This is a genomic window from Geobacter sp. (genome assembly GCF_027327745.1).
Lineage (GTDB): Bacteria > Desulfobacterota > Desulfuromonadia > Geobacterales > Geobacteraceae > Geobacter.
In genome coordinates this window covers 59254-75342 of the sequence record NZ_DAHVYG010000032.1, presented here as the reverse complement: position 1 = coordinate 75342, position 16089 = coordinate 59254, and the positions used below count along the sequence as shown (strand labels likewise).

Annotated in this window: 17 protein-coding genes; 5 read left to right on the top strand and 12 right to left on the bottom strand. The window is 67.4% G+C overall.

The window, feature by feature from the left end; genetic code table 11:
- Positions 1-55 precede the first annotated feature (55 nt).
- The 11 genes from M6689_RS06105 to M6689_RS06055 all read right to left on the bottom strand — a co-directional run bounded on the left by M6689_RS06105 (position 56) and on the right by M6689_RS06055 (position 9239).
- Complete coding sequence (locus tag M6689_RS06105) at positions 56-580, bottom strand: chromate transporter (RefSeq protein WP_298269099.1); 525 nt, start codon at positions 578-580, stop codon at positions 56-58.
- Entirely contained in the window at positions 580-1134 is a 555-nt protein-coding gene (locus M6689_RS06100) for a chromate transporter (protein WP_298269097.1), read from the bottom strand. The genes M6689_RS06105 and M6689_RS06100 overlap by 1 nt, the downstream gene beginning before the upstream one ends.
- Before the next feature lie 239 nt (positions 1135-1373).
- A complete protein-coding gene (locus M6689_RS06095) occupies positions 1374-1997 on the bottom strand; it encodes a V-type ATP synthase subunit D (protein WP_298269094.1) in 624 nt (207 codons plus the stop codon).
- Positions 1994-3331 (bottom strand): V-type ATP synthase subunit B, encoded by a 1338-nt coding sequence (locus tag M6689_RS06090; protein WP_298269092.1) that lies wholly within the window; start codon positions 3329-3331, stop codon positions 1994-1996. The genes M6689_RS06095 and M6689_RS06090 overlap by 4 nt, the downstream gene beginning before the upstream one ends.
- A complete protein-coding gene (locus M6689_RS06085) occupies positions 3328-4959 on the bottom strand; it encodes a V-type ATP synthase subunit A (protein WP_298269089.1) in 1632 nt (543 codons plus the stop codon). The genes M6689_RS06090 and M6689_RS06085 overlap by 4 nt, the downstream gene beginning before the upstream one ends.
- Positions 4956-5273, bottom strand: a complete 318-nt coding sequence (locus tag M6689_RS06080) for a V-type ATP synthase subunit F (protein WP_298269087.1) — start codon at positions 5271-5273, stop codon at positions 4956-4958. The genes M6689_RS06085 and M6689_RS06080 overlap by 4 nt, the downstream gene beginning before the upstream one ends.
- A complete protein-coding gene (locus M6689_RS06075; RefSeq protein ID WP_298269084.1) occupies positions 5270-6226 on the bottom strand; it encodes a hypothetical protein in 957 nt (318 codons plus the stop codon). The genes M6689_RS06080 and M6689_RS06075 overlap by 4 nt, the downstream gene beginning before the upstream one ends.
- Positions 6227-6229: 3 nt before the next feature.
- Positions 6230-6793: a hypothetical protein gene (locus tag M6689_RS06070; protein ID WP_298269081.1), complete on the bottom strand. Its 564-nt coding sequence runs from the start codon at positions 6791-6793 to the stop codon at positions 6230-6232.
- 12 nt (positions 6794-6805) lie between these two features.
- Positions 6806-7018 (bottom strand): ATPase, encoded by a 213-nt coding sequence (locus tag M6689_RS06065; RefSeq protein ID WP_298269079.1) that lies wholly within the window; start codon positions 7016-7018, stop codon positions 6806-6808.
- Positions 7003-8919 (bottom strand): V-type ATP synthase subunit I, encoded by a 1917-nt coding sequence (locus tag M6689_RS06060; RefSeq protein WP_298269077.1) that lies wholly within the window; start codon positions 8917-8919, stop codon positions 7003-7005. The genes M6689_RS06065 and M6689_RS06060 overlap by 16 nt, the downstream gene beginning before the upstream one ends.
- Positions 8916-9239 carry a hypothetical protein gene (locus M6689_RS06055; RefSeq protein ID WP_298269075.1) on the bottom strand — a complete coding sequence of 108 codons (324 nt, stop codon included), beginning with the start codon at positions 9237-9239 and terminating at the stop codon, positions 8916-8918. The genes M6689_RS06060 and M6689_RS06055 overlap by 4 nt, the downstream gene beginning before the upstream one ends.
- 328 nt (positions 9240-9567) lie before the next feature.
- Here M6689_RS06055 and M6689_RS06050 point away from each other — a divergent pair, with 328 nt between their 5' ends.
- From M6689_RS06050 to M6689_RS06040, 3 genes are all read left to right on the top strand, one after another.
- Positions 9568-10662 carry an AAA family ATPase gene (locus M6689_RS06050; RefSeq protein ID WP_298269073.1) on the top strand — a complete coding sequence of 365 codons (1095 nt, stop codon included), beginning with the start codon at positions 9568-9570 and terminating at the stop codon, positions 10660-10662.
- Positions 10663-10750: 88 nt separating this feature from the next.
- Entirely contained in the window at positions 10751-11083 is a 333-nt protein-coding gene (locus M6689_RS06045; RefSeq protein WP_298269071.1) for a nucleotidyltransferase domain-containing protein, read from the top strand.
- Positions 11083-11481 carry a HEPN domain-containing protein gene (locus tag M6689_RS06040; protein ID WP_298269069.1) on the top strand — a complete coding sequence of 133 codons (399 nt, stop codon included), beginning with the start codon at positions 11083-11085 and terminating at the stop codon, positions 11479-11481. Before M6689_RS06045 ends, M6689_RS06040 begins: the two co-directional genes overlap by 1 nt.
- Positions 11482-11545: 64 nt before the next feature.
- Here M6689_RS06040 and gptM read toward each other — a convergent pair whose 3' ends face one another.
- Complete coding sequence (gptM, locus tag M6689_RS06035) at positions 11546-12790, bottom strand: geopeptide radical SAM maturase (protein ID WP_298269067.1); 1245 nt, start codon at positions 12788-12790, stop codon at positions 11546-11548.
- A 525-nt stretch (positions 12791-13315) separates the two neighbouring features.
- Here gptM and M6689_RS06030 point away from each other — a divergent pair.
- Positions 13316-15199, top strand: a complete 1884-nt coding sequence (locus M6689_RS06030; RefSeq protein WP_298269066.1) for a TonB-dependent siderophore receptor — start codon at positions 13316-13318, stop codon at positions 15197-15199.
- A 20-nt stretch (positions 15200-15219) separates the two neighbouring features.
- Positions 15220-16089 carry an ABC transporter substrate binding protein gene (locus M6689_RS06025; protein WP_298269064.1) on the top strand — a complete coding sequence of 290 codons (870 nt, stop codon included), beginning with the start codon at positions 15220-15222 and terminating at the stop codon, positions 16087-16089.

Genomic DNA, 16089 nt, shown 5'->3' with positions numbered 1-16089 from the left:
GCAGAAACAGGGTACTCTGAGCGGAGGGGGGCTCCCCGGCCTCACGGATCCATGTCTATGAAAAGTTGAAGAAGAACCCCAGCGCCCCCGCTCCGAGGATGACGAACATCGGGCTGATCCTCGTGAACTGCAGGAGGAGGAAACTGGCGGCGAGGAGGATGAAGTCGCGGAGAGAGACGAGGGAGGTGCTCCCCAGCCCCCAGGCGGCGGCCGTCACGAGCCCTACCACGGCGGGTACGACGCCGTCCAGGACCTCCCGGATCAGCCTGATGTTGCGGAGCCTCTCGTAGCGGCGGGTGAGGAAGATCATGAGGGCGGTGCACGGGAGGAAGATGAAGAACGTCCCCAGCAGGGCGCCGGTGAAGGCCCCCACCCGGTAGCCGGTGAAGGTGGCGAGGATGGCCAGGGGACCGGGGGTGAGCTGGGAGAGTGCCACCCCGTCGAGAAACTCCTTGAGGGTGAGCCAGCGGTACTGGTCGACCATGGTCCGGTGCAGCAGCGGGATGAGGACGTACCCCCCCCCCACGAAGACGAGGCCGACCTTGAAGAAGGTCCAGGCGATCTTGACCAGGGCCGCCATCAGCGATGCTCCCGATGGAGATAGGCCCGTGCCAGCGACCAGAGGGCGGCGGCGACGAGGAGCGCCAGGCCGTTAATCTTCAGAAACGCCGCGAGGGCGAAGGCGAGGATGGCGATGGTCCAACGCTCGACACCCCTGATCTTGCGCGCCATGCCGATGGCCGCCACGGCGATGAGGCTGATGATGACCGGGTTCGTCCCCCGCAGGGCGGCCTGGAGCTGGGGAAGCTCGTGGTAGCGGAAGTAGAGCATGGAGAGGAAGGAGACGATCAGGAACGACGGGAGGATGAAGCCAACCGCCGCCACGGCCCCGCCGACCCTCCCCCGGAGCGTGCTGCCGACGAAGGTGCACGAGTTCAGGGAAAAGGGGCCGAGGAACTGGCCGAAGGCAAGGCCGTGCATGAATTCCTCGTGGCTCACCCATTCCTTGTCGTGGACGCAGACCCGTTCCACCAGGGCCACCACCGCCATCCCCCCGCCGAAACCGGTGGTTCCCACGTAGAGGAAGGTCCTGAAGATTTCCCAGAGCGATACCCGTGTCGCGCGCGTTTCCATGTCCGCGGTTATAGCAGGCAACAATCGGCAGGGACAAGCAAAAAACCATACTCCCGAATCCGTGAGGCCAGGGAGCCTGACGGAGCGAATGTGCCCTCTTTCGTCGCCGCTCTTGGCGACATGGAGCGACCGCAGCCGATCTTGTCCGAACCCGTAAGGGTGAGTTTGATCGGCTGTAGCGCAATGAGCCTTAGAGCGGCAGAAAGAGGGCGCTCTGAGCGGAGGCAGGTTTCCTGGCCTCACGGATTCGGGACAACCATCTCCTTGAACCTCTTGAGACGGTAGTGCTCCTCGCTCTCCCGCTCGGCGAGATACTGGGCGATAGCCTTCACCTCCCCCCGCAGCTGCGGCTGGATCCGCTCCTCCAGGACCCGGATCCGGCGCGTCACCCGCCGGATCTCGTCGCCGAGCCGCTTGAGCCTGCTCTCGATGGCGGCGACAACGAGCATCTCCTCCACGATGGTCTCGAAGCGGTAGAGCGCCTCCTCCAGATGGGGGGAGGTGGAGCGGTAGTCGTACCCCCGTTCCGCCGCCCCGCGCACGGGAGACTCCCGCACCGTCACGTCGCGGTAGCGCAGCCCCATGACGCTGCGCTCGGTAATCTCCACCCCCAGGTCCCTCCCTCCTCCCTCCAGCGATTCCACCACGCTTCGACCCTCGTGGCCGAGGGCGAGACGCATCTCCGCCATGGCCGCGGCGTAGCGCTTCTTCACCTCCTCCCGCGAACGGGCGAACGGCACGACGGTGGCGAGGAATTCCCTGATCATCGCCTGGCGCCGGGCCTTGAGGATCGCGACGCTGCCGGCCACGGAGCGTTCCTTCTCCTTCAGCCCCAGGAGGTTCGTCCGGGTCGGATGGATCATCCCCGCCCCCCTTCCTGCGGCTCGGCCAGCCCGAAGCGCCGCAGCAGCGCCCGGCCGGCGTCGAGGCTCTCTTCGATCCCCCGCCGCCCCTCCTGCCCCACCAGCTCCCGCTCGAAGGCATCGGCAAAGTCGAGCAGCAGCCGGTCCCCCTCCAGCAGCCCGTCCCGCCCCACGATCGCCTCCAGCCGGCGCAGGTCGCGGCCGGTGGCGTAGTGACGGTAGAGGAGGTTGGCGATGTCGCGGTGGTCCTCTCGGGTGCGCCCGGCGCCGATCCCCCGCTGCATGAGGCGCGAGAGGCTCGGCAGGATGTCCACCGGCGGGTAGATCCCCCTCTGGTGCAGGTCGCGGGAGAGGACGATCTGCCCCTCGGTGATGTAGCCGGTCAGATCGGGGATCGGGTGGGTGATGTCGTCCTCGGGCATGGTCACCACCGGCAGCAGGGTCACCGACCCCGCCATCCCCCTGATCCGCCCGGCCCGCTCGTAGAGGGATGCCAGGTCCGAATAGAGGTACCCCGGGTACCCCCGCCGGCCGGGGAGCTCCTCCCGGGCCGTGGAGACCTCCCGCAGGGCGTCGCAGTAGTTGGTCATGTCGGTGATGACCACCAGCACGTCCATCCCCCCCTCGAAGGCGAGGTACTCGGCGCACGCCAGGCCGAAGCGGGGGGCCAGGAGCCGCTCCATCACCGGCTCGTCGGCCCGGTTGACGAAGGCGACGAAACCGCTCCGCATCGCCTCGATCGCCTCCATGTAGAACGAATACTCGTGGTGGGTGAGCCCCAGGGCCACGAAGACCGTCACGAACGCCCCGCCCCCCGCCAGGCGGGCGTTCTGCAGGATGCCGGCGGCCATCTCCCGGGCCGGGAGCCCGGAACAGGAGAAGATCGGGAGCTTCTGTCCCTTGACCAGGGTATTGAGGAGGTCTATGGCGGTGCAGCCGGTCTCGATGAACTCCTCGGGGCGGGCCCGCGCCACCGGGTTGAGGGGAAAGCCGGTGACCGGCACCCACCGCTCGGGGACGAAGAGGGGGTGGCCGTCGATCGGCTCGAAGGAGCCGTTGAAGACCCGGCCGACGATCTCCCGGGAGAGGGGGGCCTTTTTCACCGAATCGGTGAAGACCACCGCCGAGCCGGTATCGAGCCCCCGGGTCTCGCCGTAGACCTGGATCAGCACCGTCGCGCCGTCGATCTTCAGCACCTCCCCCTCCATGACGGCGCCGTCGGGAAAGACGATCTCCACCACCTCGCCGCTCCGGACGCTGACCACCTCCTCCACGAACAGCAGCGGCCCCCTTATGGAGGAAATGGTGCGGTAGAGATGTTCGGCAAGCCTCATGGCGTCATCCCCCCGGTTGACTCCTTCAATACTTCATCGAGGAACTCCCCCGCCGCCAGCCGCGCGGCGGCCCGGTCGTGGAACGATACGATTGCCTCGATCCTCGCCAGGGTCGCCTCGGGGGGGGAGAAGGCGTCGCCGGTGTAGGCGTTCTGGCTGAGGAACTGGAGCCTGATCCGCTCCGCCGTTTTCATCAGGAGGCGGTCGGCGTCCTGCAGCCCCTCCACGCCGACGATCTCCGCCACCTCCCTCAGCGTCTCCTCCCGTTTCAGAAGCTCCCGGCAGCGCCGCTGCATCTCACCCCAGCGGGGCGAGACGAGACGGTCGAAATGTTCCGTGGCCCCCCGCCCGTAGAGGGAGTAGCTCTGGAACCAGTTGACGGCGGGGAAATGCCGGCGGTGGGCAAGGGAGGTGTCGAGCATGAAGAACGCCCCCGCAGCCCGGAGGCACGCCTGGGTGACCGGCTCGGTGAAGTCCCCGCCGGGGGGGGAGACGGAAACGACCATGCTGAGGGAGCCGATAGTGCCCCCCAGGGTCTCCACCACCCCGGCCCGCTCGAAAAAGCCGGCCAGCCGCGAGGCGAGATAGGTCGGGTACCCCTCCTCCCCCGGCATCTCCTCCAGCGACGAGGAGATCTCCCTTAGCGCCTCGGCCCAGCGGGAGATGCTGTCGGCCAGCAGCAGCACGTGGTACCCCATGTCCCGGTAGTATTCGGCCATGGTGACCGCGGTGTAGATGGAGGCCTCCCGCGCCGCCACCGGCATGTTGGAGGTGTTGACCACGACGATGGTCCGCTCCATCAGCGAGGCGCCGGTCCGCACATCAGGGAGGGAGACGAAATCCTCCAAAAGCTCCGCCATCTCGTTTCCCCGCTCGCCGCACCCGACGTAGACCACGATGTCCACCTCGGCGAACTTGGCGATCCCCTGCTCCAGGACCGTCTTCCCCGTGCCGAAGCCGCCGGGGAAGATGGCGGTTCCCCCCCGCGCCAGGGGGAAGAGGAAATCGATGACCCGCTGCCCGGTCACCAGGGGCTCCCCCGGCGGGAGCTTCCGCCGGCAGGGGCGGGGCTTGCGCACCGGCCAAAAGTTGGTGGCTGTGATCTCCCGGCCGTCGGCGAAGGCCCCGAGGGGCTCGCCGAAGGAGAATTCCCCCCCGGCAAGGCGGGCGATCCGGCCGGAGGCGGTGGCGGTGATCGGGTGACTGAAGGGACCCTCCGCCACCCGGCCGAGGATGGCGCCGGGAACGACCTCTTCCCCCTCCCCCACGGCGGGGGAGAAACGCCAGCGGCGGTCCGGATCCAGGTGGGGGATCTCGCCGCCGCCGGTCATGAAGGGGCCGGTGGCCTCCCGCAGCCGGTTCAGGGGGCGCTGCAGGCCGTCGAACATGGAGGAGAGAATCCCCGGCCCCAGCTGCACCGTGAGCGGCAGGGCGGTCCCCCGCGCCGGCTCGCCGACGGCAAGCCCCGCGGTGCTTTCGTAGACCTGGACCACGGCCCGGTCCCGCTCCAGCCGCACCACCTCGCCGGTGAGCCCCGCATCCCCCACGGAGACCATCTCGTAGAGCTTCAGTCCCCGGAGGTCGACGGTCACCGTCTGGCCGGCTATCCCGATGATGCGGCCGGTCACGGCCGGATCCTCACCTGGTAGCCGACCGCCCGCCGCATGAGACGGTCGGCGTAGTCACCCTCCGCCTCCCCCGCCGCCGGGGCGGGGAGAACCAGGAGGATGCCGTACCAGCGCCGCTCCATCTCCCGGAAGAGCCGGTCGTCGATCCCGGCGATGAGCCGCTCGTCGATCACCACCACCCCGCTCTCCGGGTCGGCCATGACCCGCCGCAGGGTCGCCTCCGCCTCTTCCGGGGCGATGACGTGCTGGGCGAACCCGCTCACGCTGAAGCCGTAGCGGGCGTCGGGGGGGGTTATGAAGACGATCCGTTTCACCGCACCACCTCCGTCCGAAGCGCGGCCCGCTCCTGCGCCCCGCCGTGGATGAGAAGGCTCAGGTTGCGGGCCTCCACGGCGCAGCGCCAGAGATAGTCGAGGACCTGGGCGACCTCCGACTCCCGCCCCCGCCGCCGCAGCTTCCGCGTGAGCCCCGTCAGGAGGAGGTGCTCCACGGACCCCGCCTCCGGCCCCGCTTCCCGGCCGGTGAGGCGCGCCACCAGCGGGAAGACCGCCGCCGGGTCCCCCGCTGCCGCCGCATTCCGGAAAAGGTCGGGCCGCAGCCTCCCCCCCGCCACCAGCGGCAGGGGGAAGGCGATCCGCCACCGGAGATGCTTATGGAGGGCGACGATGTTGCGCCCGTCCACGAGGTAGGCGAAAAACACCCCGATCTCCGGGTGGCGGGCGGTGGCCCCTTCCGCCAGGTGGCGGTCCGTCAGCGTCTCCTCGACCCCGGCCACCCCCCGCCGCCGGAACGCCTCGCCGAGCCGCCGGCGCCACGCCGCGGCGCCGGGCGTCTCCTCCGCCACGGCCGCCACGGCCGCGGCGAGGTCGGCACTCCCCCGCAACCGGTGAAGGAGCCGCCGAGGGAGGAGCGAATGGGCCAGGAGGCGCTCCGCCCGCTCCTTCTCCCCTCCCTCCACGGCGCGGAGGGCGAGGACCAGGGTCCGCAGCTCGGCGCAGCCGAAGACCGGGGCGAAGAGCCGGCGCAACCCCTCGTCCATCTGCCGCCGGACCCAGCCGTACTCCCGCAGGAGCCCCGCCCATACCCCCTCGTCCGTGGCGTCCACCAGCGGCGGACGGTAGGGGGAAGGGGGGATCGCCGCCAGCGGCTCGGCCGCGGCCAGAACCCCCTCCCAGTCGGCCACGAGATACCCCCGGCGCCCCTTAAGGCGTGCCAGGAGATAGTCGGCGGGATATCCCCTCCCTTCCATGGGCTGCAACAGCTCCATCGCTCACCCCCCGCCGCGGATCTCCGCCAGAAGCGCGGGGAGGAGTTCCGCCCACCCCCGCTCCAGACGCTTCTCCAGGGTGTTCACGACCCGGAACCTCCCGCCACCCCGCTCCGCCTCCAAGCCGCCGAAAACGGCCGGGTCGGCCGCGATGGCGGCGCCGGGAAAGAGGCGGCGCGCCGGCGCTTCGTCCGCCGGGTTCACCGTCACCCGCTCCCAGTCGCCGGGGGGAAGCTCCCGGCCGAGGGAGGCGAAGAGCGCTTCTCCCCCCTCGGCCCCGACACCGGGGAGAAGCTCCCGCGCCAGCCGGTGGAGGCGCTCGGCCAGGAGATGTTCCGCGCGGAGTCCCGCCAGCCGCACCGTCTGCTCCGCCGCGGCCCGGATCTCCCCTTTTGCCGCTTCAACCGCCGCCGCCTCCCGGCGCCCATACTCCTCCCTGAGCGCCGCGACGGCGTCCGCGGCCTCGCTCCGGATCCGCCCGCAATCGGCCTCGGCCCCGCGGCGGATCGCCGCCGCCCGCTCCTCAGCCGCGGCGCGAAGCGCCTCTGCCAGTTCCCGGCTCCCCATGGAAGGCGCCGGTCACCGGTAGAGGATCATGGTGGCCACCACGAAACCGAGGATAACCATGGTTTCCGGGATCGCCACCATGATGATCACCGTAGCGGTCAGCTCCGGCTTTTCGGCGATGGTTCCCGCCCCGGCCGAGCCGATGCGGGACTGGGCCCACGCCGTCGCCAGGGCGCTCAATCCGATGGCGAGTGCCGCCGCCAGCGCTATCAGTGCCTTTTCCATGACTCTTCCTCCTTGTCCGTGCGCGATTTCCTGAAGGGATCGAACGCCCTGCCGCCATGTTCGAGAAACTTGCTGAAAAACTCGACGTAGTGGAGACGGAGGGACTGGATGGTGGGGGAGAAGACCCCCAGGACGAGATTGACGGTATGGAGCAGCCCCGCCACAATGATGCCGGTGACGATGTCGCCGGTCATCCCGGCAAGGGTATTGGCCATGCTGGCGAGGAGGACCGAGGCGAGGCCGATGGCCATGATCCGGGCGTAGGAGAGGATGTTGCCGACGGTCCGCAGAAACTCCAGGGGGGCGATGAAGCCCCCCGTCGCCAGCAGCAGCGGGACGAGCGCCACGAGGGCGATGATGGCCGGCCGGGCCAGGTTGCGGGGGAAGAGCTGGAAGAGCGAGACGACCAGCAGCGCAAGGCAGAGGATGGCGGCGATGGTCGTCAGCCGGAAGAGCGCCTCCTTGCCGGTGTGCCGGCGCACGGCCGAGAGGAAGCCGAGAAAGAGCCCGAGAGTGACGTGGACCGTTCCCACCGCCAGGGAAAACCAGAGCATCGAGACGATGGCCGTGCGCCGCTCCACGATGAGCGGGCGCAGGCCGAAGAGGGTCCCCCCCAGCTCGCCGAAGAACTCGCCGTAGGCAAAGCCGAAGACGATGGCGGAAAGGGATGAGACCAGCAGTATCCGCGCCGCGTCACGGACGGCGGGGCGCCCCGGCCAGATTCTCAGCGCCGCCAGGGACGCCAGCAGCAGCACCGTCCCGTGGCCGGCGTCGCCGAGGATCATCCCGAAGAAGAGGGGAAAGAAGACCCCGATGAACGGCGTCGGGTCGTAGGAGGTATAGCGCGGCAGCGGCAGCATGCGCGAGAAGAGCTCGAAGGGCTGGAAGTAGGGGGGGTTCTTGAGGGCCACCGGGATCCGCTGCAGGTCCTGCTCCCGCAGCGCCTTCTCCTCCACTACCACCCTGCCGCCGAAGCGCGCCGCCAGCTCCCCCTCCAGCCCCGGCACGCCGGCGGCCGGCATCCAGCCGTGGATAACGAAGCACATGAGCGTCTCGTGCACCCGGGCGGTGAGCCGAAGGAGGGAGAGACGGTTCTCCACCCACTCCCGGGCCCTGAGGTAGGCGCCCCCCCAGGTCCGGGCGAAATCCGCCAGCGTCCCTTCGATGGCCGCCATCTCCGCCGCGGCCTCGGCCAGCCTCCCCCGCAGGCGGCGGATCCGCTCGGGAAACGGGAGATCGGCGAACGCCGCCGGCAGCTCCAGCTCCGGCAGATGCTCGGCCCCCAGGAGCTCCCGCAGCCGCGCCCCCCGCTCCCGCACCGTCACGATCAGGCAGACCGTGGTCCCGTCGGCCGCCACCGCCGTCAGCAGCTCCGAGGCACCTCCGGTACCATTGGCCACCAGCCACCGGAGACGCTCCACCGCCGCCGGCTCCCGCAGCACCAGGCCGATGCAGTCGACCCCCTCCCCCAGGGAGACCCCGGCCAGGAGCCGATCCAGCGCCTCGACGATCACGGCGTGACGCTGCAGTTCGTCCCGTTCCCGGCGCAGGGCGGCGAGTCGCTCCTCCTGCTCCCGGCACCAGGCGCCATGCCCCCCGACGGCGGCGGCAACCACCTCCAGTGCGGCCCGGGGGTCGAGGGGGCTCGTACCGACCGCCGGCCGGGGGAGGGCCGCAAGGACCCCCGCGATCCCGCTTCCGAGGTTTTCGAGGAAGAGCCGCTCCGCCACCACCTGCTCGTCGGGGACCAGGGGCCGCACCTTCGCCTCGACCCCCGCCTCGACGAAGCCGCCGGGCTCCGGCTCCACCTGGAAAAGCCCCAGCTCTTGCACCAGGGCCAGAACATCGAGGAGGAGCTCCTTCGGGCCGGCAATCTCTATCTTCGCCATCCGGACGATCATGGCCCCCCTCCCGGCAGAAGCGCGGCCAGACGGGCTCGGACCCTCTCCCGCAAGAAACCGTCGTCCAGGGCGGCCAGCCGCGCCGCCCGCGCCGCGGCGTCACGCATCCGGGCCTGCGCCTCCCGGGTCGTCTCCTCCCGCGCCGCCGCCACCGCCCGGTCGAGCTCCTCCCGCAGCCGCTCCTCCTCCCCGGCGATCACCGCGTCCCGCTCCCGGCGGGCCTCCGCCACGAGCGCAGCGGCCCGCTGCCGCTCCCCTTCCAGCCGGATGCGAATCTCCTCCTCCACCCGGACGATGTCCGCCAGGATCCCCTTCCCCATCCCCGTTCTCCCGGTTCCCGCCCCCGATGCGTATACGCGCTTGCGGAGGGACTGTTACTGAAATTATACTGAATAAACGGGGAATTTTTGAGACTCTTGCAAAACGTCATGAGGAGGCCGGGATGCACGGCGCAAGTGAGCGAGGAAGCGAGGCGTACCCGTCGGTACGTTGAGCTTTCGAGCGAGCGGACACAATTTGCGAAGCAAATTGGACAGCGCAGGCTGCCCGAAGGGCGAGGCCGTAAGGCCGAGTCAGCAAAGCAGACCGGCCCCGCAGTAGTTTTGCAAGAGTCTCTATCGGAAGCGGAAAGGAAAGCGCTTACAAAATATGTGCAGGAAGGTTTTCATCGCCGCCACGGGGCAGCACTCGGGCAAGACCACCGTCAGCGTCTCGCTCATGCACCTGGCGCGGAAGAAGTACGGCAGGGTAGGGTTCATCAAGGCCATCGGCCCCAAATGCCAGGATTTCAACGGCGTGACCGTCGACAAGGACGCCGCCCTCATGGCCCGCATCTACGGACTGGAAGCGGACATCGCCCGGATGTCGCCGGTGGTCCTGGGGCGGGGCGCCACCAAACAGTTCATCGACGGCGAGATCCCGGTCCACCACCCGGTGGAGCGAATCACCGAGGCGGTGCGGGCGCTGGAGGCGAAGAACGACTTCCTCATCATCGAAGGGGCCGGCCACGGCGGCGTCGGCTCGGTCATCGGCCTCAACAACGCCCGGGTGGCGAAGCTCGTGGATGCGCCGGTCATCATGGTCTCCGGCGGCGGGATCGGCAACGTCATCGACTCGGTCCAGCTCAACCTCCCCCTCTACCGGCTGGAAGGGGCCGACGTCCGGGCGCTCCTCGTCAACAAGCTCGTCCCCGAGAAGCGCGAGACCTCCCTCTCGTACCTCTCCCGCGCCTTCGCGCCGGACCGGATCAGTGTCGTCGGCGCCTTCGACTACTCCCCCGTCCTCGCCGACCCGACCCTCAACAGCCTCTCCCGGCTCCTCGGCCATCCCCTCAGGGGGGACCGGAGCCAGGGGACGCGGATCATCCACCACATCCAGCTCGGCGCCGCCTCGTCCCAGAAGGTGATCGACAACCTCCTCGACTCCACGCTCCTCGTCAGCACCAGCTCCCGGGACGAGCTCCTCGTCACCCTCTCGTCCCTCTACCACATCCCGTCCTACTACGAGAAGATCGCCGGCCTCATCATCCCCGGCCACGCGCCGATCTCCGCCATCACCCAGAAGATCCTCGACGACAGCAACATCCCCTACATCCGGATCCACGAGACCACCGCCGAGGTCTTCACCACCCTCACCTACCACGTCTCCAAGATCAGCGCCGAGGACACGGAAAAGATCGACCTGATCAAGGCCCAGGCCGAAGAGGTGCTGGACTTCGACCAGTTGGACAGGCTGCTGGGGTAGGGTCGTTGTCAAAGCATAACGGTGGAAAGAGTGCGTTTTTTCTGGTAAACATAGAGAGAACGCATCTGACGGGAGGCACCCGGCTTCCATGGCACAACGATTTCCAGACAAGATTGACCAACTGCTTGCGGAAACTCGCTCCGAACTCCAGAGAATTTACGGCCCCCGGCTCAAGGAGATCATCCTCTTCGGCTCCTACGCGCGGGGCGACTTCACGGACGATTCGGATGTCGACATCATCATCGTGCTGGACACTCTCCAGGACATCGTCACCGAGCGCGAGCGGTACCTGACGGCCATCAGTGACATCTCGCTCAAATACGATACCGTCGTCTCCGTAATTCCCTACGAAGCAACCGCGTTCCACACCCGCCGCTCCCCCCTGCTGCTCAACATCCGCCATGAAGGGATGGCTCTCTGATGGACAAGGACGTGCAGGATCTACTGGAAAAGTCCGAACAGAGCAGCAACGCAGCAGAACTTCTGCTCAGGGACGGATATATCGACTTTTCCGCGAGCCGTTCCTATTACGCCATGTTTTACGCCGCCGAAGCCCTGCTTCTCGCAGAGGGACTTGCGTTTTCGAAGCATAGCGCCGTCATTTCCGCGTTCGGCAAGCACTTTATCAAAACCGGAATCCTGGAGCCGAGGTTCCACCGTTATCTCCTGGATGCATTCGACCTGCGCAACATCGGCGATTATGGCACCATGCATTCCGTGCCGGAGCACAAAGCCCGTGAACTGGTCCAGAACGCCAGGGATTTGCGTGAAACGGTAGTTGCCTATCTTGCCTCCCGCCACCCGTCACCCGCCGAATAAATATGATGCCCTCGCAAAAAGTTTTCCTCCTCCCTTGACGGGAGGGGGGCAGGGGACCTTTTGTTCAAGCCGCCTGCCGCACCGTCGTCTCCAGGGTGGCGTCCAGGTACTCCCGCAGGCACGACACGCCGTCCACCGCCCCCGCCTCCGCCAGCTTCATGAAGCGGCAGCCGCCGAAGCACATGGGGAGCCAGGCGCAGTCGAAGCACTCATCCTTCTGCCAGATATCATGCCCGTAGGCCGGGGCAATGCCGTGCAGACCGTCGCGCAGGGTCCCCACGGCGTACCCCGCGTGGCCCATGAAGGCGGGGCACTTGTAACAGGAGCCGTCAGCATCCACGGCCAGGTCGCTCGCCAGATCGATCATGCAGGAGAAGGGGCCGGGCTTCGCCACGCTGAAGCCCCGCTTCACCAGTTCCTCCCGCAGCGTCAGCTCCGCCTCCGCCAGCCACGGCTCCTCGCAGGTCACGCACCCCCTCCCCTTCCCCCCGACGGCGGGGGTGAAGCGCACCGTGCCGAGCCGCGCCGGGGTGAACCCTTCCGCCAGCAGCAGGTCCAGGAGCGCGGGGTACTCCCGCCAGCTCTCCCGCGTGAAGTTCCCCCCCACGTGGATCGTCACCAGATCCGCCACCTCCCCCATCCCCCGCAGGATGTCGCGGAAGCTCCCGGCGCCGCCGCCGTAGGGGCGGTGGCGGTCGTGGACGTGGGGCGGGCCGTCGAGGGTCACCTTGACCGATTCGATCCCCAGGGGGACCAGTTCCGCCATCACCGTCCGCTCCAGGAGCGTGCCGTTACTCACCAGGTGGCCGTGGAAGAGCTCGCCCCCCGCGGCCCGCAGCGGCGTGGCAATCCGCCGGATCAGGTCCGGGCGGAGCAGCGGCTCGCCGCCGTAGAAATCGAGGTCCACCCGCCACCCCTTGGTGAGATACTCCCGCCCGATCATCGCCACCAGAAGATCAGCGGTCTCCTCCGACATGTCCCCCTCCGGTGCCTGCCCTCCTTCGAAACAGTAAGGGCAGGCCAGGTTGCAGCGGCGGGTGAGCACCGCCACCATGCCGGCCCGGCGCCTGTCGGCGTTGATCCGGTGGAACCAGGCGAGCATCTCCTCCCGCTCGGTGGCGCGGTCGGGGGTGAGGAACCGGTGCCGCTCCAGGGTAGCGGCTGCCGTGGGAGAAAGGGTGCCGGCCCGGGCCGCGGCGAGGGTGGCCCGGGAGACCCGCACCACCGCTCCGGTGCGACAGGAGAAGAGGAGGATCTGGTCCGGCGCCTCGGGGGAGGGAAATTCCTTGACGTAACGGGAGAGGATCATTGGGGAGGCTCCTATCAGGAGAAATGCCGAAGATATAACCCCTCCCGACCTCCCCTTAACTTAAGGGGAGGGGAAAAATCATGCTGTTATTCCCCCTCTTAGCTTAAGAGGGGGCCAGGGGGAGTTATACGCCACTTTGGGCGGCCAAAGAAAGTACGTGGGGGGCGGGGCAACGCCCCGGTGATGCAATCGGACATGGCCACTTTCCGGCAGGGGACCCGCGAAATGACGGGAGGGCGAAGAGAAGGGGACACGGTCCCCTTGCCCTCTCCTCCTGTGCTACGCTGCAGGCTGCACCCTTGACGTAACGGGTCCCGTTGTGCAGCAGGCCGTCGGCCCCTCGGGAGCGTTGGGTGCCCCGGCATCCAACACCACCACTTCGTCTTTGATCTCACTCATAGTTCTCACCTCCTTTTGGCGGAATAAACACCGAAGGCACAGAATGAAATGGACAAAACCGCATCTTTTTTGTTATAAGCAGGGGCGCCTGCCCAAACCAGACTTTCTCATTAAACAGCAAACCCCATGCCAGCACCGAGCCTTCCCATAGCGACAGCACCCGCCGGAACGCATTTCCGGCGGCTTTTGGCGCTGGGGATGCGGCTCGTTTTCTTCTTCATTATCGCCCAGTTCATACTGGGACTCCCCCTCCCGGCCTGCGCCGAGTCCACGAGCGACCAAGAGTTGCTCGACCTTTACTACGAACCCCAGGACCTCCTCGTCTCCAGTGCCACCCGCTCGGCTCAGCCCCTTTCCCGGAGAGCCGAAAATACCACCATCATCACCGCCGACCAGATCGAGGAGCTGAACGCCCACACCCTGGCGGACGTTCTCAGCACGGTCCCCGGCATCCAGGTCGATCTGCGGGGGGCACCAAGCATCGGGGCAACTTTCGAGCTTGCTGGTGCAACAACCAGCCACGTTCTGGTGCTGATCGACGGGGTAACGATCAACGACCAACTGGACAACATCGCACTTATCGGCCAAATCCCCGTACAGAACATCGAGCGGGTGGAGATCGTCAAAGGACCTGCCTCGTCGGCGTGGGGCTCCGCCCTGGGGGGCGTGATCAATGTCGTCACCAAGGAACCGCAGAAGAACTCCCCCTTCGGCGGGGCAGCATCGTTCGCCGGGGGCGAAAACGGCACGAGAGACAGCCGGGGGGAAATGTCCGGCACGAAAGGGCCTTTCGGGTACTACCTGTCCGGCGGGAACCTTCGGGGAGACGGGTTCCGCGCCTATAACGCCACCGAACGCAACGATCTTTACGCCAAGCTCCGCTGGGACATCCCGGATAACCGTGGAACCGTTCGCCTGACCCTCAACTATCAGAAGATTGGCGTCGAAGAGGGGCTCATTACTTGGAGAGACGCGACTTCGCGACTCATTAACCGTCAGTTTTTCTCCACCCTCTCTCTTGATTATGCCCTCACCGACCGGCTCACCCTCAGCAGCATCCTCAAGGGCAGCCATCTGGACTACAACAGGAACGAAAGCACCATCAGCACCGGTGAAGCGAGCGCCTTCATCGCAAATGAAGAGACCACCGTCGGCGGCGCCACCCTACTCACTTGGCGCGGGGGGCTCCACACCCTGACCGGCGGAGTTGAGTTCGACCACGGCACGAGCGACACAACAACTACCTATCCACTCTGGCCCGACTTCAACAGCGCATTCTCGGTCAGAAACGACAAGTGGGGCGTCTTCCTGAACGACACCATCGCCTGGGGGCCGTTCACCCTTACCCCGGCCGTTCGGTATGACCTCACCAGCGCCACCGGCGACCATTTCAGCCCCAGCATCGGCGCAACCTACAACCTCACCGACAAGACCATTCTCCGCGCCTTTGCCGCCAAGGGATACAGCCTCCCAAGGCTCAGACCCGAGCTTCGGACGCCGGAAACAGGATGGAACATCCAAGGCGGCCTGGAGACTTCGGAAATCCCCTACCTCTGGCTACGGGGCACCTGGTTCCGCTCCACAGCCGAAGACCCCTTCGACCGGACGGTGCGAGAAGGTGTGGAGGTTGAAGTCAAGACGGCCTCCCTTTACAACACCTGGCTCACAGCCGGTTATGTCTTCGACGATGCAAAAAGCCGCAGCACCAATACCGACCTTCCGGATGTCGCCCGCCACACGTGGGACCTGGGGCTCCATTACGATGACAAGACCATCCGTGGTGCTCTCACCGGCCACAAAATATTTTGGAACTCCCCTGAAGACTGGGGTGGCAAATACAGGAACTTCATCTGGGATCTCAACCTGGGCTGGCGCTTTTACCGCGGCCAGAAAATCGACGCTGAACTGTTCTTCACCGGCCATAACCTGTTCAACGGCCGGCAATATCCGGACGAAACGTTCACCAACCCGCGCCGCTGGCTGGAAGGCGGCCTCCGCATCAAGTGGTAACGGAAACGATCTAGGAACGCATGACGACTCGCATCCTCCACATACTCGCCTTCCTGCTCCTCTGGGGCTTCCCGGCACTTGCCGCGGAGGTCGTGGTGGTGCAGGGCGAGCGGATGGCACCCTTCGAGGCCGCGCTGCACGGCTTCGAGGCGACGGCCGGGGTCCGTTCCGTGGAGCGGCTTGTCCTCTCCGAGCTGCGGGGGGCCGACGTGGTCCGCTCCGTGCGGGAGGCGCGGCCGCGGATGGTGCTCGCCATCGGCCGCGAGGCCCTGGCCCGGGTGAAGGATATCCGCGAGATCCCCATCGTCTACGTCATGGTGGCCGCCCCGCCGTCGGCCGCCGCCCACGGCAACGTGACCGGCGTCACCATGGGGGTCCCGGCGGAGCGCTACCTCGCCTTCGCCCACACCGACCTGGCCTCCCACCGCGTCGGGCTCCTCTTCGACCCGGGGCGCACCGGCGCCATGGCCAGGGAAGCACGGCAGGCGGCGCAGCGCCTGGGGATCACCCTCGTGACCCGCGAAGTCCACGCCCCCCGCCAGGCGCTGCAGCAGCTCGCCGCCCTCAGGGGGAAGGTGGACGTCCTCTGGCTCCTCCCCGACCCGACAGTGGTGACCGCCGAGACCCTGGAGGCGATCGCCCTCTTCTCCCAGGAGAACCGGGTGCCGGTGCTGGCCTTCGCCGCCAAGTACCTGCAGCACGGCGCCCTGGCCGCCTTCGAGGTGGACCCGGCCGACATGGGACGCCAGGCGGGGCGCATGGCCCGCCGGATCATGAACGGCACCCCGCCGGGGGAAGTGCCCGATGAAGCGCCGGCCCGGATCACCCTCCGGGTCAACGGGGCGGTGGCCCGCAACCTCGGCATCACCCGCGACCTTGGCGGGGAATGA